The sequence below is a fragment of the Spirochaeta cellobiosiphila DSM 17781 genome, from assembly GCF_000426705.1.
Lineage (GTDB): Bacteria > Spirochaetota > Spirochaetia > DSM-17781 > DSM-17781 > Spirochaeta_E > Spirochaeta_E cellobiosiphila.
This window is the reverse complement of sequence record NZ_AUFW01000007.1, coordinates 329,290-354,251: the sequence shown is the minus strand read 5'-3', so window position 1 is coordinate 354,251 and position 24,962 is coordinate 329,290. Positions and strand designations below refer to the sequence as shown.

Below are 24,962 nucleotides of genomic sequence, written 5' to 3'. Positions count from 1 at the left end.
ACCCTTCGAGTAAAGTGTTTTACTGAACTTGACAATTGGCTTCTCACTTCTTAGGGTTATAATAGCCTAGTGGTAAAGTTTGAAGGGAGACATCCATGACACAAGATTCAATTGCAGAGCTTAGACATGAAGTTCGCACTTTTGTGAATCACATTACTGCTTATAGTGAACTTCTTGAAGATGACATAAAGGATGTTCAAATACCATCAATGATTCCTGATATACAACGAGTTCATAAGGAAGGCGTGAATCTCGAACAGTTACTTCAGGATTTTTTTTATGGTGATGATGGAGTTGATCCGCAATTAAATAGGTTTGCAAAAAGTATTCATTCTCCTATATACACAATAATAGGCTTAACAGAGGGGCTTATTGACATAGCTCATGAAACAAATACGGATTTTTTTGTAACAGATTTAAATAAGATCGTACAATCAGCTAATAGTTTACTTCAACTCTTTATTGCTCCCACAAATACTGCAAAGGAATTTGTACCTATAGATGTTCCGCAGAAAGTAATTCCCAATTTTGAATCAGCAACATTGGCTACAGATTTTCCTACGATAACTGGTAAAATTCTTATTGTAGATGATAATGCATTAAACAGAGATATTCTGTCTCGTCATTTGGAAAGACAAGGGCATAAGGTCGTTTCCGTTGAAGGTGGACGTGAAGCTCTTGATCTGCTACATAAATCTTCAGTTGATCTAATTCTACTGGATATTATGATGCCAGATATAAACGGATATCAGGTTTTAGAAGAGGTAAAAAATTCTCCCAAAACTAGATTTATACCAGTGATAATGATATCTGCACTTGATGAAATGGAAAGTGTTATTCGATGTATTCAAATGGGTGCTGAAGACTACTTACCTAAAACATTTGATCCTATTTTATTAAAAGCTCGTATAGGAGCCTGTCTAGAAAAGAAACAACTTCGTGATCAAGAAGCTATGTATATATCTGCATTGATTGAAAGTCAGGAAAACCTTGAAAGTGAATTAGCAGAAGCAGCTTCCTATGTTACAAGTTTACTCCCTCCTCCTATAACAGAAGGTGGTATTAAAACAAACTGGGTTTTTATTCCTTCAACACAATTAGGTGGAGATTCTTTTGGATATCACAAGCTGGATAAGGATCATTTTGCATTCTATTTATTAGATGTTAGTGGTCATGGTATTGGGGCTGCGTTACTCTCAGTATCCGTCATGAATGTATTAAGAACGCAAAGTTTACCACAGACAAATTTTCATGAACCTTCTGATGTTTTACGAGCCTTAAGCAATAATTTCCAGATGGAAAAACAAAATAACATGTATTTTACTGTTTGGTACGGTGTCTTAAATATCAAAACAAATGTGATGGAATATGGTAGTGCTGGTGCTCCTCCTGCTATGTTGGTAAGTTTTAATGAAGGTGATGAAGTTCAACTAGAGGAATTGGCATCAGGTGATATGATAATTGGACTAGATACTGAGTATAAATATAAGACATGCACTACAACAGTACAACCTGGAGATAGGATCTACTTATTTTCTGATGGTGTGTTTGAAATACGCCAGAGTAATGGCAAAATGTTGGAGTTCTCAGATTTTAAAAGGATATTGGTTCAATCAATTTCTAAAGGTGATACCAGTGTTCAACCTTTGTATTTAAATATAAAAAAGACTTCGGAACTTGAGTTCTTTGAAGATGACTTCAGTTTACTTGAGCTGATTTTTGATCTGAACACTCCATAACAAGTCTTAGTAATTTCTTTACCCTGAACTCACTTAAATCAGAATTATTTATCCAAGGTTCAATTATTTTAATACTATGATCAATAATCTTTTTATAGACGTTCTTATCAATGGGCATATTGTTGATATTTGTAATAAGACTATTAATGGTTAACCACATTGATGTATTTATAAATTTTTCCTTATTATACCATAATATTCCATCAAACTGATTGACTCCAAATAATTGACGGCAATCAGTATCTCTAAAAAGTCTTGTTAAGACTTTATAACTATTGGTAGATTCATTCTTATGAATAAAGCAGATCCTCTCCTGTGTTAGTACTCTCAATAAATAACTCAAATTATCAATTTTGATATTATGTGTGTTACAGTAGGGAAGGAAATATTCTTCAATGATAGCTTCTAGTATTAAATCCTTTATATAAAGATACTCAGGTTTTTCTATCACATTGGTCATAATATTATCTAAAAGAGTTTTGGCAGCAAAAACTATCCAGATACTTATAACAGTCTCTTTGTTTATAAAGTCGATAATTGTATTTACTTTTCGTGACTTACTTGCTTTGAATATTTTTTCGAATTCGAGAATTTTAACAAGTCCTGTAATATCACATTTATAATTTAAATTTTGATGAAAGTGTTTGTTGAGATCATTTACAAAAGTAGAATAAAGTCCTGTGATTTCATTTAACCTTTCTTCAAAATTGTTTTCTCTATTAATGACATTATATCCTTCGGTCATAAAGTTAAGAATTGCTGATCCGATCGGCGCTATTACCATGGCTCCTAAAGCTTTCTGGATATTAGAAACACCATGTCCATTTAAGTAGTAACAAAGACTATTATAATGTCTATTATGATCATCTTGGATTTCATAAAAATCTGTAAAAATATGTTTACCATAGCCATTTAAACTAATAAAAAGACCTTCTGAGGAAAAATCATAACAGCTTCTGATATACCATAAATTAGAAAAATACTCTCTGAAGATCACATATCTATCTTGTGCAAGAGATAGATTTAACACCTCTCCCAATTTTCTTTGCTTTATGTGATCATCTGATTGATATTTATCTTTGTATCCAACTGTTTGATTAATCCAGCCTTGAGCATTTTGATGACAGTTATTATAGAGAACTAAGACATTTTCATTGTTTAGTTTATTGGAAAATATAATGACATTCTCGTTGACAAATCCCTCTGTTGACCAGAGATCATATAAATAAAAATTTTTAACACCAGAGAATAAATATCGTTTCTTCATCAATGGCGATATTTCATTTTGGTGTCTATTTAAAAGACTAAGATTAGGATTTTCATCCCATAAAGGTCTTACGTATTCCATTCCATATTTTTCTTTGAAACCTTCTATCTGACCATGTCCAAACATTGGTGTTCCTGGTAGTGTTACTAATAGAGTACAAACTCCAAAATACTTATCACCATCACCAAACTGTTCAATTGCCGTCTCTTCATCTGGGTTGTTCATAAAGTTTACAAATCTCTTCAGTATATCAGCATCAAATAATAATGTATTTTTGATGAGGGTCCTAAATTCTCCATTTTTCTCATCTCGTAACATATGCATAAAAGCTGAGTTATATACTCTATGTAGACCTAATGACCTAACAAAATATCCTTCCATCATCCAAAAGGCTTCTGCTATTAATAAAGTGTCAGGTACTTCTTTTTGAACTCGGTCGACCACTTCTCTCCAAAATTCTTCAGGTATTAATTGATCAAAATCATGTTTATTTAAGCTATGTTCTGCTCTACTGGGAATAGCACCACCTGTACCTGGTTCTGGAAACCACAGCCGTTGAATGTGTTTTTTTGTTAGGGTCATAGCAGCATCGAATCTGATAATAGGAAAAATATTGGCTATTTTTATTATTTGGTCTATAACGTACTCACGAACTTCTGGTAATAAATAGTTAAGCTGTGCCGTATCATTCCAGGGCATAAAAGTTCCATCATTTCCATGATAGATATATCGAATTTTATTGTTTGAATATTCGATATGTTTGAATACTACAGAAGCATCTGTATGGTCATAATAATGGTCTTCTAGAAAAATACCTACATTTGATGATTGGGATAGGTTAATTCCATTAAAGCTATAATTGGGAAAAGGGGAATATTCACAATGTATAAACCAATCAGGATGGTCATATAATAAATTAGCATCAATTCCGGTATGGTTTGGAACCATATCACTAGCAATCTTCAAACCATAATGAGAGGCTCTCTTTTTAAGATTATATAATGCTTCCCAGCCTCCTAGATTTTGTGCAATATCGTAATGAGCAACAGAATAAGCTGATCCCGTTGCTTCTAAGTTTCCATTAATTTGTTTTATAGTCTGGCTGGCCTTACTGCGTTCCCATAATCCAATAAACCAAATAGCTGTAAAACCAAAATTCGATAAATTAATCAACTCTTCGTCCGGGATTTTGTCTAAAGTATGAATGTCTTTTTGATATTTTTTGCTTAACTGTTCTAACCAAACTAAAGTATTTTTTGCTAATACAATGGCATTAGGCATCCAAGATTTGTCTTCCGTAAATCCCTCACGTTCTGATAGTCCACTATAGGAGGGAATGGAGGGCTGCGGGTTAAATGATGTAGGTCTCAGGAAAAACTTGTCCTCCTCATTCATGTAGTCCAATGCATTCAACAATCGCAATAAATACTCACTTAGCCAATGCCCCCAATTATTTTTTATATACTCTAACTGTTTTCTTAGTGACGTAGGATGATGTTTTGATGGACTTTGCAATAATCCTAATAAGTCTAAATTTTCTGGACCAAAGAAATCTTGGCCCTTAAAATAAATATCTAATTGTCCCATAAGCAGAGTGTATTTTGTATTCTCTATTAATTTAGAATCATCAAACAATTCTTTATAAGGTTTAAAAGCTTGGTTTTGGTTTGCTAACCATAATAGCATGATTTCTTCAATGGAAATGATATTGTTGTCTATGGTATCAGTAGATGTTGATAAGTATTCTTCACTAGTTTGGGTATTTTGATACACTGCTTTAGGAGGGAAAAGATTCGTAAATTCATAAAGGACTTTATTAAGTTCTTCTTGTCCCAGTGCTTGTACTAAATGGGGAATGACATTATCAAATGTATCAGCGCCTTTTTCTGTTCGATATAAATGACACACGTAATGTAATATTTCATCAATTAATCCCATTGTGAAAATTTGTGCTGCTTTAATTTCCTCTTCAGGATTTGTTAATAGATCTTTATTTTCATTTAATTTGAAAGCTAATTGTCTAGCTCCATTAAGGTTCGTGATAATGACGTTACCATTAGTAGTAAATAATTCATTATCAAATTGATATTTATCACGTGTTTCTTTTGAAATGTGAAACTCCATAGATCGACCTTGTTGAGATTGACTTCTCGTTACTATTATTTGCCTATTAAAATGATGCATCTTCCATACCTCTTCGTATCTGTATGTTTCTTTTTAGATAAGTATTTAGGTCATTATTGTTACTCAATTCTTCAATAGTTATTGGAATTTTATAGGACCAATTCAATTCATTATTTGTATTTGCATCATTTATGATAATGTCATTGATGTTATGGAAATTCTTTTCATCCAGGTTGATGATATCTTGGATATTAAGGAGTACATTCCTACATTTTATAGAAAGTAGATGCTTGATGAGACTCTTATAACTATTGAAGCTCGTTTGATTCTCTCCTAAGGGTAAGTTTAAGCTTTCTTTTTGTAAATCACTCAATACTTCATTCCTGAGCCATTGTTTAGCTGTGTTCGTATTATGAGTGCTTAATGTACAACTGGATAAGTATGTATATTGGTTACTTTTAAGAAAGGGAGAACCGTATTTGTTCCATTCCCTATGCCACTTTAACACTACTGTATTTTCGATATTCATATCTTTAAGAACATCATATATCCCTTCAGGGCTTACGCCTAAAGTCTCTACAGATATATCCAAGTCTTTTGAAATAAGATATTGAAGTGTATTTGTTCCTTGTTTTTTCCATAATACTTGTGAATCTCTTTGGCATTCCTCGCTTAAGGCTAAAAGTGTATTTTTTTCTAATGAACTTAAGGAAAGATAGGAGGGAGAGTATTTATAATTCCATGCCAGAGCATACTTGTCTTTAGATACTTCTATTAAGCAACGACTGTTAAATTCACTAGTGAGGAATTTCTTTGCTTCCTTACTCAGGGGCAATTCCCTAATTACTTTTTCTCCCTTAATAAATGGTTTGAAAAGGTAAAGATCTTCATTAGGCAATTGATTGAGGGCTAATTCTATGACCTTTGATGCTTCTTGGCCTAAGATTCCAAAAAGTTTTGATCCCTCAATATGGGGTAAACTGAGCCATTTGATTCGTGTATCATCGAAACCAAATTCCATTAATTTCTTATGATCTATGTACACTGCTGGTGTGTAATATCCTAGTATTCCAGAGTAATTATATTCTGGTGTACACCAGATTCTAAACAATCCTTGAGCATGACTTACTCTAATGGAGTGAAAATATTGAGATAAACAATTTAATCTTTTATCCCAATAGTTATAAACCTCGTGACGGTAATTTTTCCAGTTATATATGGAATACCCCCAATTTTGTCCTGAGGGAAGGTTTTTTTCTGGGGGAGCTCCTGCATGTAAGCGTGGTTTGAAAATTTCTCTATGATACCAAACATCGCAACTGTCCTCGGGTACTAATAAAGATAGATCGCATTGCAATGTTATTCCTAGGTTTTCAAGATGCTTCACTGCACTTTTAAACTGTTTATCTAATTCATATTGAACCCAAATATAAAAGTATAGTTCCTGTTTATTTTGTTTTTTATTCCATAGTGAAAAACACTCTTCCTCTTCTAAAGTTCGGTATTCCTTCCACCCTTTCCATGGGTCATTATGTTGTTTTTGTAATAAATGACAGAACAAACTATAGCTTTTCACCCATGTATTGTCATTTATCCAATTATTGATTTCAGGTCCTTCTGACCATGTCTTTGGTAATAAATGGTACAATTGTCTCAGTATTTTTATTTTTTTATTTCTAACAGCGCTATAGTCTATATGTTCTTTAAAAGTTATTTTTTTAAAACTCTTTTCTACATCATCCTTAATATTTTCATAATGAGCTAACACTTGCAATTGAATATATATTGGGTTAAGAGCAAAAGTACTAATTGTTGAATAAGGAGATTTATTACATCCAGTATCATTAACGGGGAGTAGATGTATGTTATCTATGCCTACTTGCTTACACCAATTTCCAAATGGAATCAAATCAAGAAATTCACCGCATCCCACAGAAGATTCTGATGAAAGAGAAAACAGAGGGATGCTGACAGACGTTTTATAGATATTTTTCACAGATGTATTCATTTTGTTAAATCATCAATCTCCTTTAATAAATCTCTGATTACTGCAGCTTCTTCATATTTTTCCTGTTCGACACAGTCCTTTAGTTTCTCTTCCAACATAATCTTCTTATTAGGGTGTGATTCTATTTGCATGTCCTCTTCAAATGTAAATATTTCTACACCTTGTGCTTCAAAAATTTCACTTTCGATGAGTAATGGAATTTTAAGTCGAACCATTAGACTGAGAGCATCTGATGGACGGCAATCCAATTTATGAACTTCATCGGAACACATATATACAATATTCGCATAGTATGTTTCATTTGAGTACTTATAAATTTCTACTTGTTGTATATCAACATGTAATTGATCCAAAAGAGATATAAATAGGTCATGTGTTAATGGACGGGGTATTTTTAGTTTACCTAAGCCAATGAGAATAGACTGTGTTTCTAAATTACCTATCAGTATTGGTATAGCCTTCTCAGTATTTATTGCTTTAACAACAACTGCATTTCCTTGGTTTGTTCTTGCTACCGTCCATATCTCAGCAGCAACAAGCATATTCGTCTCCCATCTAAATTCTATGTATTTAATTTCAACTTTCAATGTTTGATGGAAGCTTTTTTGAATCTTATGGCTATTGTGATATCTCCAAAAGTATGACATTGACAAGCTAGGCGAATATCTTTTTGGGCTTTCACTTTAACTAGCCTAAGTTTCTCTCTTTCTGTTTTTTTACTTAAATATTTATGCCCGCTGATGATTTTAATCTGACACGTCCCACACCCTGCTTTGCCCCCGCAAAGATGGTTAATGAATATACCTTCTCTTAGTAGTGAATTTAGTATGGATATTGCTGGTGAGGTTTTAATGGTTGTATTAGTATTCAATAGTGTAATCGACGCCATTATACTGCTATTGTAGTCCTGTTTCTTCCTTCAGTCTTAGATGTATATAGTGCTTTATCAGCACGATCAATGAAATTCACTTCTTGTTTGTCTTTTTTAGTATCAAACTCGGCAACACCAATGGATAATGTTACTTTTAATGATTCATTGTGTGAACGCACAACACAATCTTCCACATCAGTTCTGATTCTTTCTGCTACAGCTTGTGCTGTTGATAGGGATGCTTCAGGTAATATGACAGCAAATTCTTCACCACCGTATCGTGCCGCTATATCTCCTTGGCGAACATTATTGAGAATAATTTGGGCTATCTCTACTAAAATGCAATCACCATAAGTATGGCCATAGGTGTCATTGAAGTTTTTAAAGTGATCAATATCTATCATCATTAATGACAGATGACCTCCGGTATCTATAGCTAAATCTATCTTTTCTTTAAGAGAAGATAAGAAAAAATGCTTCAACTTTAATTTTGTCATCATATCGGTAGTAGTCATTTCAAAGAGAAATGCATTATGAACTGCTATAGCCGCAAAAATAGATAGATTAAGAAGGAAATCCTTTTCATAAGAATTAAATGGAGTATTTCCAATACGTTCTCCTAAGATAAGCAGACCATGTATGATGCCCTTTGCCTTTAAAGGAACCATAATAGATGGATTGAGATCATAAATATTATTAATAGGAGAATTTTCTTGAATAAAGGGCTTTAATATAGATGGTGGAAAACATTGATCATCCTTATTCAGAATATCTAAAATGGGATGATTATCAGGAATTATATAATCTTTACTTAACTCAATATCAAATCCAATATGATTTCTATAGAGCACGAGATCTGCATTATCAATTGATTTTCGAGTTAAAATTCCTGCCTTGATTACTTTAAGTTGTCCCATACAAGTATACAGAATTGAATCTATAAGAAGACTGTAATCCAATGTTGAATTAAGGCTTTTACTGATTTCTAATAACTGCTTGAGATCATAAACTTGTTTTTCAAGGTCTTCATATTTGACCCTATCCATATTGTCCTTTATTTTTAAAAGCAGGAAGCCATAGGCTTCCTACATTGAATACAACATTAAATTATATTAGCTTTGGCGATAAAATCCACACCCTTTTTAATGATCTTTATGCCCAGGTCTGAATTAACCATACCTCGTCTCCACAGTGGATGATTAGTTTCAAATCTATAGGCTTCAGGATGGGGCATTAAACCCAAGATCTGCCCTGTAATATCAGTAATTCCGGCAATATCATCCTCTGATCCATTAGGATTCTCATTAATATACTGCAAAGCTACAAGATTTGATTCATTTATCAATTTTCTAATGTACATATCAGAATAAATAAATTTACCTTCCCCATGTCTGATGGGTAAATCCATTTCTGTTAATCCTCGTGTCCAAATACAGGGACTATTCTGGTTAAACTTAACTCTCACCCATTTATCAATAAACTCTCCCGAGTCATTATGGATCAAACTTGTTTGTGGTATCCAATCACTTTCCGTATTTGGTAATACACCCATTTTTACAAGGACTTGAAATCCATTGCAAATACCAATAATCAATTTTCCTGCTTTGATAAACTTGTCTAAATCTTCTTTTAGGTTCTTTTTAAAGAGATGGGCAAAAACTTTTCCAGATCCAATATGATCACCAAAAGAAAAACCACCAGGAAAACCAATAATATGATATTCATGAATTTTACTTGAATCTTTTATCAAATCATTTATGTGAATACGATCAGCCTTAGCTCCAGACATTTCAAAAGCTTCCGCTAACTCAAGATCTGAATTTATTCCATATCCTGTTATTATACATGCATGAACGGTCATCTCTATCTCCTTAATGCAAACTTTTCCAAGCTTTTTCTGATTCCTCCATAGAAGCTGAAAACCATTTTTCATCTTCATTTGTATTAAAAACGATATCTGTTGTGTTTAATACTTCTCCAATTAAGGCATGTGTATTGTCTTTTAAAAGCTCTTCGAACTTTTCTTTGTCCGAAGGCGCGATAGAGACAAGAAATCTACTTGGAGTTTCTGTGAATAGAATTCGAGTTTTTTCCATATTTGTTGAAACCACAGGGATTTTGGATATATCTATTTGAGCCCCTATTTTACCACCAATACATGATTCAACAAGAGCTACTCCTAATCCTCCATCTGATAGATCATGGCAGGAGTGTATAAGGTTATCTTCCATAATTTTATGGAGAGTAGTATATAGGGATAAAGCTTTTTGTGTGTGTACTTCGGGAACCTTTCCCAGTTCACAGTCTAAAATCTTTTCAAGGCTACTACCTCCTGTATCAGAAGAAGTTGCTCCCAGTATGTATATTAGGTCCCCAGCTTTTTGAAAATCTGTCGATACTGATTTTCTTACATCATTTATAGTTCCCATTAGTGAAATTAATAATGTAGGCCTGATTGATACTTTCTTATTATCCAGTATGGCATCGTTTTTCATACTATCTTTGCCTGAAATTAAGGGAATCTTGTAATCAAGACAGACTTTTTGTAGTCCCTGACAAGCTCTAACAAGTTGAGCTAGTTTATATTGACCGTCTGGGGTCTTCTCAGATTCTATTGGGTCAGGCCAGCAAAAATTATCTAGAGCTGATACTTCATCAGGATTGCCTCCTAATGCTATATGGGCTCTATAGGCTTCATCAACAGCATTCATTGCCATATGATAAGTATCCCCATCAGATATTCTTTGACATATCCCATGAGTTACTGTGACCCCTTTGAGACTTGTTGCTTTTGGGCGTATTACTGCACCATCACTAGGTCCATCTGCTTTAATGCCGGTAAAAGGTTTAATGACTGAGTTCCCTTGGACTTCATGGTCATACTGTCTGACAAGGTTTTCTTTACTGGCAATTGTAGGATCTTCTAAAAGTCTTAGTAACCACTTTTTACCATGATTATCATCTAGCTTTTGATTCTCTCGTTTTGGTTCTATCCATTTGGCTTTTAGTTTCATAGTTGGTAAACCATTATGAAGGAAGTCCATATCTAGTAGGCCAACGAGAGAATTATTATATTTTAATTCAACATAACCAGAGTCTGTAAATTCACCAATCACTGTAGCTTCAACATCTCGTCTTTGAGCTAATTGAAGGAAAGAACTAAGCTGTTCTGGATCTACACTCAGGCTCATTCTTTCCTGTGATTCTGAAACCAAGATTTCCCAGGGAGCTAATCCATTATACTTTAATGGTGCTTTATCAAGTTCTATTAATACACCACCAGAAGATTCTGCCATTTCTCCAAGGCTTGATGAGAGGCCACCAGCTCCATTATCAGTAATGCCTTTATACAGATTAAGGTCTCTAGCTTCCAGTAAAAAATCGGTCATCTTTTTTTGGGTGATTGGATCTCCAATTTGTACAGCAGAAGTTGGAGACTCTTCATCTAGAGCTTGAGAACTAAAAGTAGCGCCATGAATACCATCTTTTCCAATTCGACCTCCTAACATTACAACGAGGTCTCCTTTATCAATATGTTTGATCCAGGACTCTTCTCCATTAATTTTTGCAGGTAATATTCCTCCTGTACCGGCAAATACTAGTGGTTTCCCTATATAAGAATCATCAAAAGCAAAGGCTCCTCCTACAGTAGGAATGCCAGATTGGTTCCCCCCATCAATTATTCCGTGATGGACTCCTTCCATGACTTGTTTTGGATGAAGTAGACCAGTAGGTATCTCCTTTTCCTCTATATTTGGGTCACCAAAACATAGTACATTAGTATTAAAGATGGGTTTAGCGCCCTTTCCTGTTCCTAATATGTCTCGATTAACCCCGACAATTCCAGTTATAGCTCCACCATAAGGATCTAAGGCACTTGGACTATTATGTGTTTCCGCCTTAAAACAGAGTAGTGTGTCTTCATCAAATTGAACTACTCCTGCATTGTCATGGAAAACAGATCTTAGATATGTTCTCTCTTTTGATATTGTTTTGGTTGTATCTTTGATGTAAGTGGAATATAAGGAACTAATGTTTGTTATTGAATCTTGATCTTTATATTCGATATCTGCTGCGAATATTTTATGTTTGCAATGTTCAGACCATGTTTGTGCAATCATTTCTAATTCTACATCAGTAGGTTCAATGGTTAAACCTTTTGATTTCCTTAATTCCTTAGTTGAATCTAATTGGTAATGTCTTTGAATAGCTCTCATTTCATCTTTTTCGAGTGCCAACAAACGTGTTTTTGATAATTCAGCTAATTTTGAGTCTTCGGCAATATCAGTAATAGAAATTGATCTCACTTCAACAGAGCTTTCAGGTACAGCTGTTTGATAACTTAAGGGTAGCCGTTTTCCTTCTTTCCATTCCTTATTTGTTAAGGTGAATGCTTGTTGAATAAGTGGATTGTGAAGTTTTGAAATTAGTTTTTTCAAATCAGCTTTTTCAATTTTTCCCTTAAAGTAAAAAGCTCTTGTTGTTTTAATTATGGCATTATTTTCAAGTTTTTTACTTAGAGCCGTTTCCATTGCTTCTTTACAAGTGATTACAGTAGGATCTGCTACTCCTGCTTTATAGGTAACTTCGATTACATAATTCCATGGAGGTAGCTTATCTCCCACATCATTATTAATAAAAACGTCTTGCGCGACAGGATCTGAAAAAATTAATTCAGCAGTGTTCTCATCTAAACTGGGAACATTATCAATAAGAAATCCATCAGCAATTATCAGATCTTCAATTGTTGATGAAACCGTCTTTTTAAGACTATTTAGGGTCCGCTTAGCCCTACCGTCTTGGCCTGGTTTTTTATAGATTATTTCGACTCTCATGGGTAAGAGAAGGATACCAAATAAGGTTGGTTGTGTCTAATAGCTTGCAATATCGTATTGCTTTGTTTTTTTTATTAATCCATTTAATATCATCATAGATACAATAACAATGAAAATAGATAGATAACTAGTAGGCAAAGGAGTGATTGGTTGTACGAAAAGTACGAAATCATAAGTCCCATGAATAAGGATGGCACAAAGTAATCCGAATTGTATCAGTCGATTTCTTTCATACAAGTTACCTGTAAGTTTTGCTCTTCCAAGATAAAACCCCATTATTCCTGAAGCAGAGGCATGAAGAGGCACAGAAGTTAATCCTCGAATAAGTGCTACACCTATTCCCCCCGTATTGACATATAGGATATTTTCTAAACAGGCAAATCCCATACTGGCAGCCACTGTATAAACGATTCCATCAATGACTTGATCAAAATCATCGCTTTTATAAATAAATATCCAAACCACCAAAAATTTCATAATTTCTTCACTGAATCCTGCTATGATATAAGAATTAAAAAGAACTTGGATCAGTGGTTTTAGGCTCATAGAATTGGCCACAAAACCAAAAAATAGTTCTAGTATCAATGCAGGTAGAGTGCATAACACACCTCCCAAAAAGACCTTAAGTACAAGTCTTTTTGGTTCAGGTTGAGTAGAATCCTTCTTATAAAAGTGGATGATTATGAGAATACCTGGGATAAGAGCTAAAACAAAAGCTATCAGTCTCGTCCCCATATTTGTTTAATTTTATTAATCAATTTGTTTTGGGATAAATGGCTATATCCTTCCTGTAAGCTTAAATCATATAATATATCCAATATAATATCTTGTTTACTTGTATCAGTAATAGTTTTAGACAAATCCCAGAAGGTTTCTTGATCTTTAACTATAATCTCAAACTGTTCTAGACTTTGATCAAAATCTGAGAAATTCAGCTCATTTGTTATTTTAGTAATCTCCTGGATTTCTTCATCGTCTATTTGACCATCGGCTAGAACCATACTCTTTATACTACCAGCCAAAAATTGCTTTTCTTTGTCATTTAATGTCTGCACATCTGCCATTAAGGACTCCTTTTTATATTATAGGGGCTATATTAACAGTAATCCTTTATTAAGTAAAAACAAAAGCTTAATAAAGGAAGGAAAGTGTTAACGAAATAGCTCTCATATGTTAAGTTATTGGTCATTTTAAACAATTTGATCTGTATTTGTTCTCTATTAAGGTTATTATGTAGGAAAGATCGTCAAAGGATACTAAAGTGGAAAAATTATTAGAATTAGCAGCTAAATTTCCAGCAGCGAGTGAATATTTGTCAACGATATATTTAATTCGAAGGGATTATGAAAAAGTAACTAATGCTAAATTAGCAGAAAGGATGGAAGTTAGTCGTCCTGCTGTATCACAGGCTGTAAAGAGATTAAAAAGCTTGGATTTGGTAGATCAGGACTTATATGGTTTGATTAAGTTGACAGAAAAAGGTGAAAACTATGCCTCAAGTGTTTTGAGAAGGCACTATCTCATAGAACATTTGCTGGTTGACATGCTGGCATATCCTTGGGAAAAAAGTGATGTTGAAGCTAAGAACCTACAAGACAAAATATCTACTGAATTTACAAATCATTTATACGAAAAATTAGGAAGGCCCGATCGTTGTCCACATGGTAACCCCATGCCCGGTTCAGAAGCTGAAAAAACTATAGTTAAATCTACACGCTTACATCATGCTGAGTTAGGTCAAGTTGTACGTGTTCAACGTATTACTGAAGAAGGTGAAGAAATCCCGGGATTGTTACATGCTTGCCATGAATTTGGTATTCGTCCTAATGAAATATTCCTTGTAAAAGAGAAGAATGAAGAGAATCTAAACCTTGTACGCGTTAGTGATGATGCGAGGGGGGTAATAAATAATCTCTTTGCTTCTTATATAGACATTGAAACAATAGGTATATAAAAAACCGGCTGACATACAGCCGGAAAAAGGAGGGAGATTGTATATAAAGTCATTTCCAAGATGATAAATATTACTACTAGAACCTCTATTATCACCATAAGCAAATTCTCAAGAGTAGTCAAATAAAACTTTATTTTATTACCTCATAACTAGTTAAAGATAATATAAAAGCTTGGTACCAATATGGGGACTGCTAAAGAAAGTAAGGAGCCATGCATAATCGCTAAGGGAGCTTTATCCCTCCCTCCATAATGACTTATCAACGGGAGAGTAACATCCATGCTTGTAGCTCCTGCAATGGCAATGGACAGATTAGGATATAATGTTCGACTCAGGAATGGTATTAAAATAATGGCAATTGTCTCACGCATGATATTACTAAGCAGGGCAATCGAGCCTAGATAAGGTGTGCCCAAATCTGAAAGCATGACACCACTTAAACTATACCACCCAAAACCTGCACTAATAGCCAATGAATCTCCCAGGGAAAGTCCAAAAAAAGGGGTTAGTAAAAGCCCTCCGACTAAAGATCCTATTACTGTCTTGATAGGTAGAAAGATTGCTTCTTTATTTTTTAGGGCACTTTTAATATCACTACCTTCTGATCCCATTTGGAATCCAACACCAAATAAAAGAAAATTCAGAATATAGGTTGAGATCGTATCTATGGGAAGTTCTTCTAAAAAAACTTGAAAATAATAACCGGTGAATATTCCTACAAGAACAATGGTAATAAGTGTTAGAGGCTCTTTGAAGTTGATTTGTATAGTTTGATGAGAACTACTTGTCTCCTCATAACAATTAATACATTTATTCTTTTTTATGGAAAATACAATATTAACGATTATAGTGCCTATAATTGTCATACAGGCAAAGGCTAAACTAACGATACCTATGCTACCCAACTTTTTCAAGACATCGGGGTTGGTTCCAAGTCTAATACCCATAGACAATAACAGCATGTATAAAATAATATTTATGAAGTTTTGAATTTGGTTTTTAAACCTGCCTTTTACCATGTTTCCTAGTATAAATCCTACAGAAATGAGACAAATAAGAATACCAATAGAAAATATGTAGTTCATGATCTTCCTTTAAAGAATATATATGCGACGCTTGACATAATTATGCACATATAGGATATCATGAAAAGATAGATTTTAAGTAGGAGATCAATTGTGAAAAAAGGAATCGTTTTTTTTACTGTACTACTGGCTTTGTTTGTAGGGCAAACATATGCTGGAGGTAGTCAAGAAGATAATGTTATTGTATTTGCTTCTGATGTGGCATATGCACCAATGGAATATGTCGATGAAAATGGTGATATGGTTGGTTTTGATATTGATATGCTTGCTGAACTTGCAAAAGTCGGTGGCTTTGAATACAAAGTTCAAAATACAGCTTGGGATGGTATTTTTGCCGGATTAGCCAATGGTGCTTATGATGCTGTTATCTCTTCTGTAACTATTACTGATGAAAGAAAACTTCAAATGGACTTTACCGCTCCTTATATCAATGCAGGACAGGTTCTTGTTGTCAAGACTGAAAGTGAAGGATTAACTTCCCTGGATGATTTTAATGGTAAGAAAATAGGTGTTCAGATTGGAACAACAGCCGATTTTACCGTATCTGACTATGAAAATATTGAGAAAAAGTCTTATGACCAAATTCCCTTCGCTTTCGAAGATTTGATTAATGGTAACGTTGATGGTGTTGTTGTTGACTCCGTTGTGGCTGCCGATTACGTTTCTGGAAATGAGAATTATAATGGTAAACTTAAAGTTGTTGGTGAACCTTTTACTGATGAATATTTCGGAATTGCTGTAAAGAAAGGTAATGCTGAGTTAATTGAGAAATTAAATGCTGCTTTAGAGGAAGTAATCGCTTCTGGAAAAAGAGATGAGTTAATCAATAAATGGCTGAGATAGATCCACAAAAAACTGATGTTAAAACGGTAATTGAAGTTCATGATGGAGCTTTGATACCTAATAAAAGCAACAGACGCATATTGGATTCATGGAGGGTCACCTTTGGGTTGGCCCTTCTTTTGTTGGCAATAGCACTTATAGCTCAAGTAAAAAAGCCTAATGGTGAGGTAGGGCATCTATACTTGGAGATAATACAGGTTGTGATTAAAGGATTACCTGTTACTTTCGAAGTTACTATTTTTGCTATCATAGGATCTGTTTTTATTGGTGTTTTCGCTGGCTTAGGACAAGTTACGAGAATAAAGATCTTTAATTTAATAGCAGGTGTTTATGTAGAATTGATTCGAGGAATTCCTCTCTTAGTACAATTAATATTTATTTATTTTGCTTTGGGAAGATTCCTTCGCATTGAAGGGGTCTTAGCTGCTATTATTGCTCTATCTATCTGTTATGGTGCTTATATGGGGGAAATCTTCCGTGCTGGTATTCAAGCTGTTGATACGGGACAGATGGAAGCTGCTTTAGCTCTGGGTATGAGTCATTCAAAAGCGATGAGGAAAATCATTTTCCCCCAAACCATTAAAATTGTTCTTCCGGCGATTGGCAACGAGTTCATTGCAATGTTGAAAGACTCCTCATTAGTTTCTGTCATTGCTTTACGAGACGTTTTAAGACGAGGCCGGGAGTATATTGCCAGAACATTTCTTTCCTTGGAAACTATGGCAGTGGTTGCTTTGATATACTTAATTATCACCCTCATATTATCAAGACTAGTTGCTATAATTGAGGAAAGGATGAAAACAAATGGGTGAAATGATTAAGATTTTAGAGGCCACTAAAACCTTTGGAATGGTTCAGGCTTTACGCCAAGCTTCCTTAGATATAGCAAAAGGAGAAGTTGTTCTTGTTATCGGACCTTCTGGTTCGGGTAAAAGTACTCTCCTAAGAAGTGTTAATCAACTTGAAATAATTGATTCTGGTAAAATTTGGATCGATGGTGAAGAAATTAGTAAACCGAAAGCCGATATTCGTAAGATACGGGAAGAAGTGGGAATGGTTTTTCAAAACTTCAATCTCTTTCCCCATTTGAAAGTAGTAGATAATGTAAGTATAGGGCCTATAGAGGTAAAAGGTTTGAATAAGAAGACTGCCTTTCAAAAATCGATGGAATTGTTAACACGTGTTGGATTAGCAGATAAAGCTAACGCCTGGCCAGAGCAATTATCTGGAGGGCAAAAACAACGTGTCGCTATTGCAAGAGCTTTGGCTATGGAACCTAAAGTTATGTTATTTGATGAACCTACCAGTGCTCTTGATCCAGAGATGGTAAAAGAAGTTTTGGATGTTATGCTTGCTTTAGCCAAAGAAGGGATGACCATGATGGTCGTTTCCCATGAAATGGGTTTTGCCAGAGCCGCTGCAGATAGGGTCGTTTTTATGGATAATGGTGAAGTGATAGAGGTTGCTAGTCCAAATGAATTATTTGATAATCCTAAAGAAGAACGGACGAGAAAATTTCTGAAGCACATTCTGTAGACTTTCTAACAAATAACCTCCAAAACCAATAGATGAGTTTTGGAGGGCTTTCTTGATTCTCCTCCACCTCTTACATCTGTATATATTTTTAAGGTATGCACCGAGCCATTTTTAATATGACTTAACCATTCTTTTTCAATTGTTACATTTGTTTTTCCAATCCTGATTTTCCTGTATTTTGATAAAGGCGAACCGTATAAGCCCCAATAAGTTTGTATCGGTCCACTTAGTACAATGGGCTCTATTGGATCTTCCTCAAAAGGTCTTTTTCTCCATGATAAGATATATTGTAAATCATTAGCTGATAGTTCATTCATGATGACTCTCTTTGATTAGATAATTGACTTGTGGATTATGAAGGGACTTATAGACTTGGTCTAGAGCTTTTGTACCATAGATGTTTTTTAGGGATTTGATTAACTCTGAGGCTTCATGCCTTTTTGATGTTGTATCCATTTGACAGGTACATGTTACTTTTTGAATGTTTTGTGATTCCACATAATCTATTATTTCCTGTTCTTTTATTAAGCAGAGAGGGCGAATAAAACTTAGTTTATAATCGTCCAGTTTTAATAGAGGTAGCATTGTTGATAGTTGTCCTTTTTGAATCATATTCATAAAAAAAGTTTCTACGATGTCATCCATATGATGTCCAAGGGCTATCTTTGTAAAGCCATTTTTTTGAGCGTAATTAAGTAACTCTGTCCGTCTTTGAAGGGAGCACCAGTAACAATTCATTTTTTGATTTTTTTTCAATCTGTTTTTAACGTTTATATCTAGAATCTTGACAGGAATGTCCCAGTCAGCAAGTAAATCTAACATCATATTTAATTTTGATTGATTGATAAATTCTGATCGAACATGAAGTGCTTCTACTGTAAATGGAAATTTAAAGTTCTTTTGTTTTTTATAGAGAAAATGAAGAAGGGTTAAGGAATCCTTTCCTCCAGACAAGGCTAATAGTATTTTATCACCATCTTCAATCATATTATATTTGAAGATAGCCTTACTGATCTTCTTATCCAGCTTTTGTTCTTGCTTTTTAGACTCTGACATGATCAGAATAGTAATAGATCCGTTAAGGATAGAAAAGGAGTATTTATGATCCCAGAGGAAGTCATTTTTCCAAAAGAAGTTAATATAAAGTATACAAGTAAAGAATTTATGGAACACATTGAACGTTTTTCTGTTCCTATAAATAAAGTAGCCATGTGGACCCTTGGTCAAAATTCTTGGATACTCAAGAATGAAGAGGGCACTATTATTGCAATAGACCCTTATCTTACTGACTATTGTGGTAGCAAGAGAACTGGAGTTCCAACTGTAAAAAGTCGTATCCTGCCCATTTTCATCGAACCAGAAGACTTGAAAGTTGATATCGTCCTTATAACTCATAGTCACCCAGATCATGCCGATCCTTACACTCTTGAAAGATTGACCATAAAGGATAGTGCTTATTTTGCAGCACCTTTTCAAGCAGTCCCTATCTTGAAAAAAGCAGGAATAAAGGATGTTAAACTTGTTCATCCTTTAGAGCAATGGGAATGGAAAGGAATAAAGATAACTGGAACATTTGCAGAACCTACAGATTTCACCGATTTAAATCACATGGGATTTGTTCTTCATTTTGCTTGCGGTAAGAAGTACTACAATTCAGGTGATACTGCAAAAACAGAACTATTGGAGCATGTAAATAGTTTTGATATTGATTGGATGAGTATCTGTATTAATGGGGGATATCACAATTTAACCCACTGGGAGGCCGCAGAGATTACTGCTCTCATTAATCCAAAGATTGCTATTCCTGCGCATTTTGATATGATGCCTCATAATATCCAGCCACCGACTATGTTTCGTAAATCTCTAAGCATGAAAGCACCTAATGTTCAATATTATAGGTTAGAATACTATGAACCAAGTTTGTTTTAAAAGACATAACGGACTAGGTATAATATTTGGTGGAGGATGAATATGGATTTCTTGAATTATAAAGTCAATGTTGTTCCTGGAGATATTGTAGTTGTAGAAAAGAACGCAGACTGTAATGTTCATTTATTGGATCCCATGAATTTTAGCAAGTATAAAGTTGGTCGTGCCTATAAAGGACAAGGGGGATTTTCAAATAAAAAAATTGTTGAGTTTGAAGTTCCATATAAAGGTGGCTTTCATATTGTCTTAGATTTGAAAGGTTTACCCTTTTCTCAAGTAAAAGCTTCCGTTAAAGTAAGAAAGAAATGAAAAACATAATACTATTCTTACTGACACTTACTTTACTCAGTTGTACTGTCCAGTACTACCCCGTTAAAGTAGATGATACAGCTCGCATTATAGATTCCCGCGGACGTGAAGTAGATGCCAGAGAATTTGATGATATTCAGCCATTCGATGGCAAAGTATTTAGAGTTTATCAGAAAAATGTCTGGCTTTTATGGCAACTGGGAGTAGGTGTTATAAGTGATGAGTATGACTTTATTGGAAGCTTGAAAGATTCTCGGGCCATTGTCATAAAAGAAGGTAAGTATGGATATATTGATAGGACTGGTCAGCTGGTGATTCCCTTATTGTATACTTATGGTGCTCCTTTTTCTGAAGGTTTGGCATTAGTAAGAAATACAAATGGCCACACCGGATATATTAATGTATTAGGACGAACGGTCATTCCTTTTCAGTATGATGAGGCTCTACCTTTCAATAAGGGAGCTGCTCTTGTCACCAAGGATAACAAAAGCTTATTAATTAATAAAAAAGGGGATATCATATGGCCATAGATCGTATTACTATTCGTAAACCTGATGATTTGCATATTCACCTTAGGCAGGGAGAATTGTTACAGGATTATGCACAGGATGTAGGCAAATGGTGTAAAAGGGTTGTTCCTATGCCTAATACAGTTCCTCCTGTAATAACAGCAAACCAAATGCTTGATTATAAGAAGGTAATAGAAGAGGCTTCTCCAGGATTAGTTGTTGTTCCTGTTTTTAAGATAGATGCATCCTTAACATTTGATGATATAAAAGCATTGAAAAAATCTGGAGCTTTTATGGGTAAGTACTATCCACAAGGAGCAACTACTAACTCAAAAGGGGGGAACACTGATTGGAAATCATGTTTCTCTGTATTTGAGGCCATGGAATCTGAAGGACTTATTCTTTCTATGCATGGGGAAGAACCTGATGATCCTGTCCTTCTTCGGGAAGAACGGTATCTGTCAAGATTGGATGAGCTTCTGATGAATTTCCCCAAACTTAAAGTAATATTGGAACATGTTTCCACTAAAGCAGGGATTGATAAAGTTTTAAGTTTACCAAGTAATTTTGCAGGTACGATCACGGCTCATCATCTTCATTATACTTTGGATGATGTAATTGGTGGTAGTTTAAACTCCCATCTATTTTGTAAACCAATCATAAAAAGTGCAGAAGACAGACAGGCTATTAGAGCTGCTGCCTTTAGTGGTAATCCCAAATTCTTTTATGGTTCCGACTCAGCTCCTCACCAGAAAAGAGACAAAGAGTTAAAAGGAGCTGCAGGAATATATTCTGCTCTCACAGCAATACCAACTGTAATTGAAGAATTTGAATCTGCTAATAAATTAGATTGTCTTGAGAACTTCTTGAGTACTTATGGTGCTAACTTTTATAACCTAGAACTTAATCAAGAAAAAATAACATTTGAAAAAAAGACATGGACCTGCCCCCAGGAAATACATGGTGTTGTACCTATGAGAGCAGGAGAAAGTATCAGTTGGAATAGAGCCCAATAATTGGTGGCATAAGGAGTACTATAATGAATGCACAGGATACAAAACCTCTTGTTTTGATGAATGTAAATAAAGAGGTTGTTAAGGTATTAACAATGAACGAAAAAGGTTTTCGAAAGTCATTAGAAAACGATGTTCTGTGGGTTCTTCATGATACTACAGGACGACTTTTACCATTAGAAGGAGAACCACCTTTTAAGGATCTTGTTGAGAAGGATGAATTTTACACAGCTATATTGATTGAAAACAACACTAATGTTTCCCATCAGGATGAAGTAACTTTTGATACTCCTGATGTATTAGATCGATTATGGCAGGTTATTCAGCATAGAAATGAAGCTAGACCAGAAGGTTCCTATACAACCCATTTATTTGAAAAGGGTGTTGAGAAGATTAAAAAGAAGCTTGGTGAAGAAGCTGTAGAGGTCATTTTGGCCAACAATGCAAAAGAAATTACCTATGAATCCGCTGATCTGATATATCATCTTTTTGTCCTTTTGACTGCAACCAATGTAAGCTTGGAATCTGTATATCTAGAATTAGCCAATCGAGCGAAGTAGGATTAATTAAGTGAAACCATATTTAGAAAGATTACAAGAAGGTGTTTTACTTTTTGATGGGGCCATGGGAACAAGACTTTATGATAAGGGTGTCTTTGTTAACCGCTCCTTTGATGAAGTGAGTTTAAGCAATCCCTCCCTCATTAAGGAAATACATTCTGAGTATGTTCAATCAGGGGCTCAAGCCATAGAAACGAACACCTTTGGTGCTAACAGAATCAAATTAAAAGGTTTCAATCTAAATGATAAAGTTAAAGATATCAATTTAGGGGCAGCAAAAGTTGCCAGGGAAGTTGCAGGTTCAGAAGTCTATGTTGCTGGAGCTGTTGGACCAACAGGTGAAATTCTTGCTCCTCTTGGTCCCTTGTCTATTGAAGAAGCAAGCTTTTGTTTTCGTGAACAAATGGAAGCCTTGGTTGATGGTGGGGTAGATTTAATACTTCTGGAAACTTTTAAAAATATTGATGAATTATTGCTAGCGGCTAAGATTAGTAAGAACGTAGCCCCTCATATTCCCGTACAAGCCCAATTTAGTGTGGGTACTCCCAATTTAGATCACTATGATGAATATAGAAAGCAAGCTATTGATTTTGCTAAACAACTAGAATTATCAAAATATGTTGATGTAATTGGATTTAATTGCTCTGTAGGTCCAGGAGATAGTTTAGAAGTTCTTCTATCCATAAGAAGTTATGTGACGAAGCCTATATCAGTTATGCCTAATGCTGGTTATCCCAAGAAAATAGAAGACCGCTATATTTATATGGCAACTCCTGATTATTTTGCTGAGTATGCTAATCGTTTTGTTGATGCTGGTGCTACCATTATTGGTGGATGTTGTGGCACAGGGCCGGAACACATTCAAAAAATGGGAGTAGCCGCCTTATCCATGGACGTTGGACGACGGCACATTGAGCTCAAGATTACAGCTGAAGATGTTCAAACCAAAACACCTCAACCACTTAATGAGAGAAGTCGATTGGGACATTATCTTAATGAAGGGAAATGGATTGAAACTGTAGAATTGACTCCTCCCATGGGAACAGATTTAAGCACTTATATAAATAAAGCTAATGAGTTATATACGGCAGGTGTTGACTTTATTAATGTACCAGATGGGCCCAGAGCTTCTAGTAGAATATCAGCCTTAGTGGCAAGTTTACATCTACAGCAGAATACACATATAGAACCTATTTTTCATATGTGTACAAGAGATAAGAATCTTATTGGACTTCAATCAGAGCTTTTAGGATGTGAAGCCCTAGGTCTGAGAAACATGTTGCTCATCACAGGTGATCCTCCCAAAGTTGGACGTTATCCTGATGTCACTGGTGTCTTTGATATTGACTCTATTGGCTTAACCAGTCTTGTGGAGCGTCTGAATCAGGGGGTTGATCTAGGGGGACAGGGGTTGCCTCAGAATACCAACTTTGTTAAAGGAGCAGGGATCAATCCCACTTCAGCGACACTCGATACTGAGATAGAAAGGGTATACAAAAAGGCAGAAGCCGGTTGTGATTACTTTATTACCCAACCCATTTATGATGTTGAGAAAATGATTTCTTTTCTCGATAAAATCAAAGAAACAAAGGTACCTGTTATATTGGGAGTATGGCCATTAGCTTCCTATCGCAATGCTTTATTCTTACATAATGAAGTACCGGGAGTTACAATCCCTCAATATATCCTAGATAGAATGAAGACTCATGATGATAAGGAACAGGCAAGGGAAGATGGTATCAAGATATCCCGTGAAATCATCAAGGAAATGAAACCCTTCATAAATGGTGTTCAAATCAGTCCCCCCTTTGGCCGTATAAAAACAGCATTAGATGTATTAAAGGTTTCTAAATGAAGAAATGGGCTCTCTTCATATAGAAGAGAGCTTATTAGTCTATTTGTAGCTTGTACTTACACTCCAGAGACCAACAAGAACAACCACATCAAGGGCTAGACTTTGTAGCCATGGTAAAAGATCCGGTTTCAGGAACCCGTCAAGGAATGAAAACATGACAATTCGAAGGGCCCATAGAATAAAGACGATAAATCCCGCAAAAAAGAGAGCCTTGGAGTCGATAGGAAGAAATACTCCTCCAACAAGTATAACCCCAGCTATTAACTCAACAACAGCTACAATCAAGTTTAAGGTCTGATTGTTACCGCCTCCAAACAATTGGCTTACAGCACGGGATGCTTCACTGAAAGTTGAGTTATAATGAATAATTCCATTTAATCCCAGAATGAAGATAAATACACCCAGGGCGATTTGTAAAATCATAAGAGATCCAAAACGACTAGTTGACTTCATTTGTTACTCCTTCAATAATAATTATCCTAGTATAACCTATATTAATTATCTATACTGAATATATTGAAAATT

The 24,962-nt window shown here is 34.9% G+C and carries 24 protein-coding genes; 11 read left to right on the top strand and 13 right to left on the bottom strand.

Translation table 11 applies throughout. The features are described from left to right. Window positions 1–95 precede the first annotated feature (95 nt). Window positions 96–1,739 (top strand): PP2C family protein-serine/threonine phosphatase, encoded by a 1,644-nt coding sequence (locus K345_RS19255; protein WP_053227970.1) that lies wholly within the window; start codon window positions 96–98, stop codon window positions 1,737–1,739. On the opposite strand, the gene K345_RS19250 is transcribed toward K345_RS19255, so the two are convergent. Genes K345_RS19250 through K345_RS0101500 form a run of 9 tightly spaced genes read right to left on the bottom strand, consistent with a single transcriptional unit; the run spans window position 1,699 to window position 13,908 of the window. After that, window positions 1,699–5,190: an alpha-amylase family protein gene (locus K345_RS19250; RefSeq protein WP_053227969.1), complete on the bottom strand. Its 3,492-nt coding sequence runs from the start codon at window positions 5,188–5,190 to the stop codon at window positions 1,699–1,701. The two genes, K345_RS19255 and K345_RS19250, sit on opposite strands and share 41 nt — an antisense overlap. Beyond that, entirely contained in the window at window positions 5,177–7,138 is a 1,962-nt protein-coding gene (locus tag K345_RS0101535; protein ID WP_028972674.1) for a 4-alpha-glucanotransferase, read from the bottom strand. The genes K345_RS19250 and K345_RS0101535 overlap by 14 nt, the downstream gene beginning before the upstream one ends. Further along, a complete protein-coding gene (locus K345_RS0101530) occupies window positions 7,135–7,680 on the bottom strand; it encodes a bifunctional nuclease family protein (protein ID WP_028972673.1) in 546 nt (181 codons plus the stop codon). Before K345_RS0101530 ends, K345_RS0101535 begins: the two co-directional genes overlap by 4 nt. Before the next feature lie 41 nt (window positions 7,681–7,721). Beyond that, window positions 7,722–8,027, bottom strand: coding sequence for a 2Fe-2S iron-sulfur cluster-binding protein (locus K345_RS0101525; RefSeq protein ID WP_028972672.1), 306 nt, complete (start codon window positions 8,025–8,027; stop codon window positions 7,722–7,724). Continuing rightward, the gene (dgcA, locus tag K345_RS0101520) at window positions 8,027–9,055 is read right to left on the bottom strand and encodes a diguanylate cyclase DgcA (protein WP_053227968.1); all 1,029 of its coding nucleotides are present in this window, start codon (window positions 9,053–9,055) and stop codon (window positions 8,027–8,029) included. The genes K345_RS0101525 and dgcA overlap by 1 nt, the downstream gene beginning before the upstream one ends. 56 nt (window positions 9,056–9,111) lie before the next feature. Then, complete coding sequence (locus K345_RS0101515; protein WP_028972670.1) at window positions 9,112–9,870, bottom strand: phosphoribosylformylglycinamidine synthase subunit PurQ; 759 nt, start codon at window positions 9,868–9,870, stop codon at window positions 9,112–9,114. A gap of 10 nt (window positions 9,871–9,880) precedes the next feature. Further along, on the bottom strand, window positions 9,881–12,844 hold the full coding sequence (locus K345_RS19245; protein ID WP_037570748.1) for a phosphoribosylformylglycinamidine synthase subunit PurL: 2,964 nt from the start codon (window positions 12,842–12,844) through the stop codon (window positions 9,881–9,883). Window positions 12,845–12,880: 36 nt separating this feature from the next. Continuing rightward, complete coding sequence (locus tag K345_RS19240; protein WP_053227967.1) at window positions 12,881–13,579, bottom strand: PrsW family intramembrane metalloprotease; 699 nt, start codon at window positions 13,577–13,579, stop codon at window positions 12,881–12,883. Further along, on the bottom strand, window positions 13,564–13,908 hold the full coding sequence (locus tag K345_RS0101500; RefSeq protein WP_028972669.1) for a TerB family tellurite resistance protein: 345 nt from the start codon (window positions 13,906–13,908) through the stop codon (window positions 13,564–13,566). Before K345_RS0101500 ends, K345_RS19240 begins: the two co-directional genes overlap by 16 nt. Before the next feature lie 197 nt (window positions 13,909–14,105). Here K345_RS0101500 and K345_RS22015 point away from each other — a divergent pair, with 197 nt between their 5' ends. Next, on the top strand, window positions 14,106–14,798 hold the full coding sequence (locus K345_RS22015) for a metal-dependent transcriptional regulator (RefSeq protein ID WP_053227966.1): 693 nt from the start codon (window positions 14,106–14,108) through the stop codon (window positions 14,796–14,798). A 149-nt stretch (window positions 14,799–14,947) separates the two neighbouring features. Here the strand turns inward: K345_RS22015 and K345_RS19230 are convergent, their stop codons facing one another. Then, the gene (locus tag K345_RS19230; RefSeq protein WP_053227965.1) at window positions 14,948–15,883 is read right to left on the bottom strand and encodes a LysO family transporter; all 936 of its coding nucleotides are present in this window, start codon (window positions 15,881–15,883) and stop codon (window positions 14,948–14,950) included. A 93-nt stretch (window positions 15,884–15,976) separates the two neighbouring features. Here K345_RS19230 and K345_RS0101485 point away from each other — a divergent pair, with 93 nt between their 5' ends. From K345_RS0101485 to K345_RS0101475, 3 genes are read left to right on the top strand one after another with little or no spacing between them, the layout of a single operon-like run. Next, window positions 15,977–16,726, top strand: coding sequence for a basic amino acid ABC transporter substrate-binding protein (locus K345_RS0101485; protein ID WP_156888262.1), 750 nt, complete (start codon window positions 15,977–15,979; stop codon window positions 16,724–16,726). Further along, a complete protein-coding gene (locus K345_RS0101480; protein WP_037570746.1) occupies window positions 16,714–17,538 on the top strand; it encodes an amino acid ABC transporter permease in 825 nt (274 codons plus the stop codon). The genes K345_RS0101485 and K345_RS0101480 overlap by 13 nt, the downstream gene beginning before the upstream one ends. Further along, window positions 17,531–18,262: an amino acid ABC transporter ATP-binding protein gene (locus K345_RS0101475; RefSeq protein ID WP_028972666.1), complete on the top strand. Its 732-nt coding sequence runs from the start codon at window positions 17,531–17,533 to the stop codon at window positions 18,260–18,262. Before K345_RS0101480 ends, K345_RS0101475 begins: the two co-directional genes overlap by 8 nt. Window positions 18,263–18,267: 5 nt before the next feature. Here the strand turns inward: K345_RS0101475 and K345_RS0101470 are convergent, their stop codons facing one another. Together K345_RS0101470 and K345_RS0101465 are read right to left on the bottom strand one after the other, a co-directional pair. Continuing rightward, a complete protein-coding gene (locus K345_RS0101470; RefSeq protein ID WP_028972665.1) occupies window positions 18,268–18,579 on the bottom strand; it encodes a hypothetical protein in 312 nt (103 codons plus the stop codon). Beyond that, the gene (locus tag K345_RS0101465) at window positions 18,572–19,318 is read right to left on the bottom strand and encodes a tRNA 2-thiocytidine biosynthesis TtcA family protein (protein ID WP_037570745.1); all 747 of its coding nucleotides are present in this window, start codon (window positions 19,316–19,318) and stop codon (window positions 18,572–18,574) included. Before K345_RS0101465 ends, K345_RS0101470 begins: the two co-directional genes overlap by 8 nt. A 45-nt stretch (window positions 19,319–19,363) precedes the next feature. On the opposite strand from K345_RS0101465, the gene K345_RS19225 reads away from it, so the two are divergent. Genes K345_RS19225 through K345_RS0101435 form a run of 6 tightly spaced genes read left to right on the top strand, consistent with a single transcriptional unit; the run spans window position 19,364 to window position 24,437 of the window. Further along, entirely contained in the window at window positions 19,364–20,191 is an 828-nt protein-coding gene (locus K345_RS19225) for an MBL fold metallo-hydrolase (RefSeq protein WP_053227964.1), read from the top strand. A gap of 42 nt (window positions 20,192–20,233) precedes the next feature. Beyond that, window positions 20,234–20,500, top strand: a complete 267-nt coding sequence (locus K345_RS0101455) for a DUF1883 domain-containing protein (protein WP_028972663.1) — start codon at window positions 20,234–20,236, stop codon at window positions 20,498–20,500. Next, window positions 20,497–21,030 (top strand): WG repeat-containing protein, encoded by a 534-nt coding sequence (locus tag K345_RS0101450; RefSeq protein WP_028972662.1) that lies wholly within the window; start codon window positions 20,497–20,499, stop codon window positions 21,028–21,030. Before K345_RS0101455 ends, K345_RS0101450 begins: the two co-directional genes overlap by 4 nt. Then, window positions 21,021–22,025, top strand: coding sequence for a dihydroorotase (gene pyrC, locus K345_RS0101445; RefSeq protein ID WP_037570744.1), 1,005 nt, complete (start codon window positions 21,021–21,023; stop codon window positions 22,023–22,025). Before K345_RS0101450 ends, pyrC begins: the two co-directional genes overlap by 10 nt. A gap of 23 nt (window positions 22,026–22,048) precedes the next feature. Continuing rightward, window positions 22,049–22,582 carry a phosphoribosyl-ATP diphosphatase gene (gene hisE / locus K345_RS22010; protein WP_053227963.1) on the top strand — a complete coding sequence of 178 codons (534 nt, stop codon included), beginning with the start codon at window positions 22,049–22,051 and terminating at the stop codon, window positions 22,580–22,582. A 10-nt stretch (window positions 22,583–22,592) separates the two neighbouring features. Next, window positions 22,593–24,437, top strand: a complete 1,845-nt coding sequence (locus K345_RS0101435; RefSeq protein ID WP_028972660.1) for a bifunctional homocysteine S-methyltransferase/methylenetetrahydrofolate reductase — start codon at window positions 22,593–22,595, stop codon at window positions 24,435–24,437. A gap of 39 nt (window positions 24,438–24,476) precedes the next feature. On the opposite strand, the gene K345_RS0101430 is transcribed toward K345_RS0101435, so the two are convergent. Then, window positions 24,477–24,890, bottom strand: a complete 414-nt coding sequence (locus K345_RS0101430; RefSeq protein ID WP_028972659.1) for a hypothetical protein — start codon at window positions 24,888–24,890, stop codon at window positions 24,477–24,479. Window positions 24,891–24,962 lie beyond the last annotated feature (72 nt).

Coding starts and splice junctions, on each gene's coding strand:
- K345_RS19255 (WP_053227970.1), top strand. CDS start 96: ATGACACAAGATTCAATTGCAGAGCTTAGACATGAAGTTCGCACTTTT.
- K345_RS19250 (WP_053227969.1), bottom strand. CDS start 5,190: ATGCATCATTTTAATAGGCAAATAATAGTAACGAGAAGTCAATCTCAA.
- K345_RS0101535 (WP_028972674.1), bottom strand. CDS start 7,138: ATGAATACATCTGTGAAAAATATCTATAAAACGTCTGTCAGCATCCCT.
- K345_RS0101530 (WP_028972673.1), bottom strand. CDS start 7,680: ATGCTTGTTGCTGCTGAGATATGGACGGTAGCAAGAACAAACCAAGGA.
- K345_RS0101525 (WP_028972672.1), bottom strand. CDS start 8,027: ATGGCGTCGATTACACTATTGAATACTAATACAACCATTAAAACCTCA.
- dgcA (WP_053227968.1), bottom strand. CDS start 9,055: ATGGATAGGGTCAAATATGAAGACCTTGAAAAACAAGTTTATGATCTC.
- K345_RS0101515 (WP_028972670.1), bottom strand. CDS start 9,870: ATGACCGTTCATGCATGTATAATAACAGGATATGGAATAAATTCAGAT.
- K345_RS19245 (WP_037570748.1), bottom strand. CDS start 12,844: ATGAGAGTCGAAATAATCTATAAAAAACCAGGCCAAGACGGTAGGGCT.
- K345_RS19240 (WP_053227967.1), bottom strand. CDS start 13,579: ATGGGGACGAGACTGATAGCTTTTGTTTTAGCTCTTATCCCAGGTATT.
- K345_RS0101500 (WP_028972669.1), bottom strand. CDS start 13,908: ATGGCAGATGTGCAGACATTAAATGACAAAGAAAAGCAATTTTTGGCT.
- K345_RS19230 (WP_053227965.1), bottom strand. CDS start 15,883: ATGAACTACATATTTTCTATTGGTATTCTTATTTGTCTCATTTCTGTA.
- K345_RS0101480 (WP_037570746.1), top strand. CDS start 16,714: ATGGCTGAGATAGATCCACAAAAAACTGATGTTAAAACGGTAATTGAA.
- K345_RS0101475 (WP_028972666.1), top strand. CDS start 17,531: ATGGGTGAAATGATTAAGATTTTAGAGGCCACTAAAACCTTTGGAATG.
- K345_RS0101470 (WP_028972665.1), bottom strand. CDS start 18,579: ATGAATGAACTATCAGCTAATGATTTACAATATATCTTATCATGGAGA.
- K345_RS0101465 (WP_037570745.1), bottom strand. CDS start 19,318: ATGTCAGAGTCTAAAAAGCAAGAACAAAAGCTGGATAAGAAGATCAGT.
- K345_RS19225 (WP_053227964.1), top strand. CDS start 19,364: ATGATCCCAGAGGAAGTCATTTTTCCAAAAGAAGTTAATATAAAGTAT.
- K345_RS0101455 (WP_028972663.1), top strand. CDS start 20,234: ATGGATTTCTTGAATTATAAAGTCAATGTTGTTCCTGGAGATATTGTA.
- K345_RS0101450 (WP_028972662.1), top strand. CDS start 20,497: ATGAAAAACATAATACTATTCTTACTGACACTTACTTTACTCAGTTGT.
- pyrC (WP_037570744.1), top strand. CDS start 21,021: ATGGCCATAGATCGTATTACTATTCGTAAACCTGATGATTTGCATATT.
- hisE (WP_053227963.1), top strand. CDS start 22,049: ATGAATGCACAGGATACAAAACCTCTTGTTTTGATGAATGTAAATAAA.
- K345_RS0101430 (WP_028972659.1), bottom strand. CDS start 24,890: ATGAAGTCAACTAGTCGTTTTGGATCTCTTATGATTTTACAAATCGCC.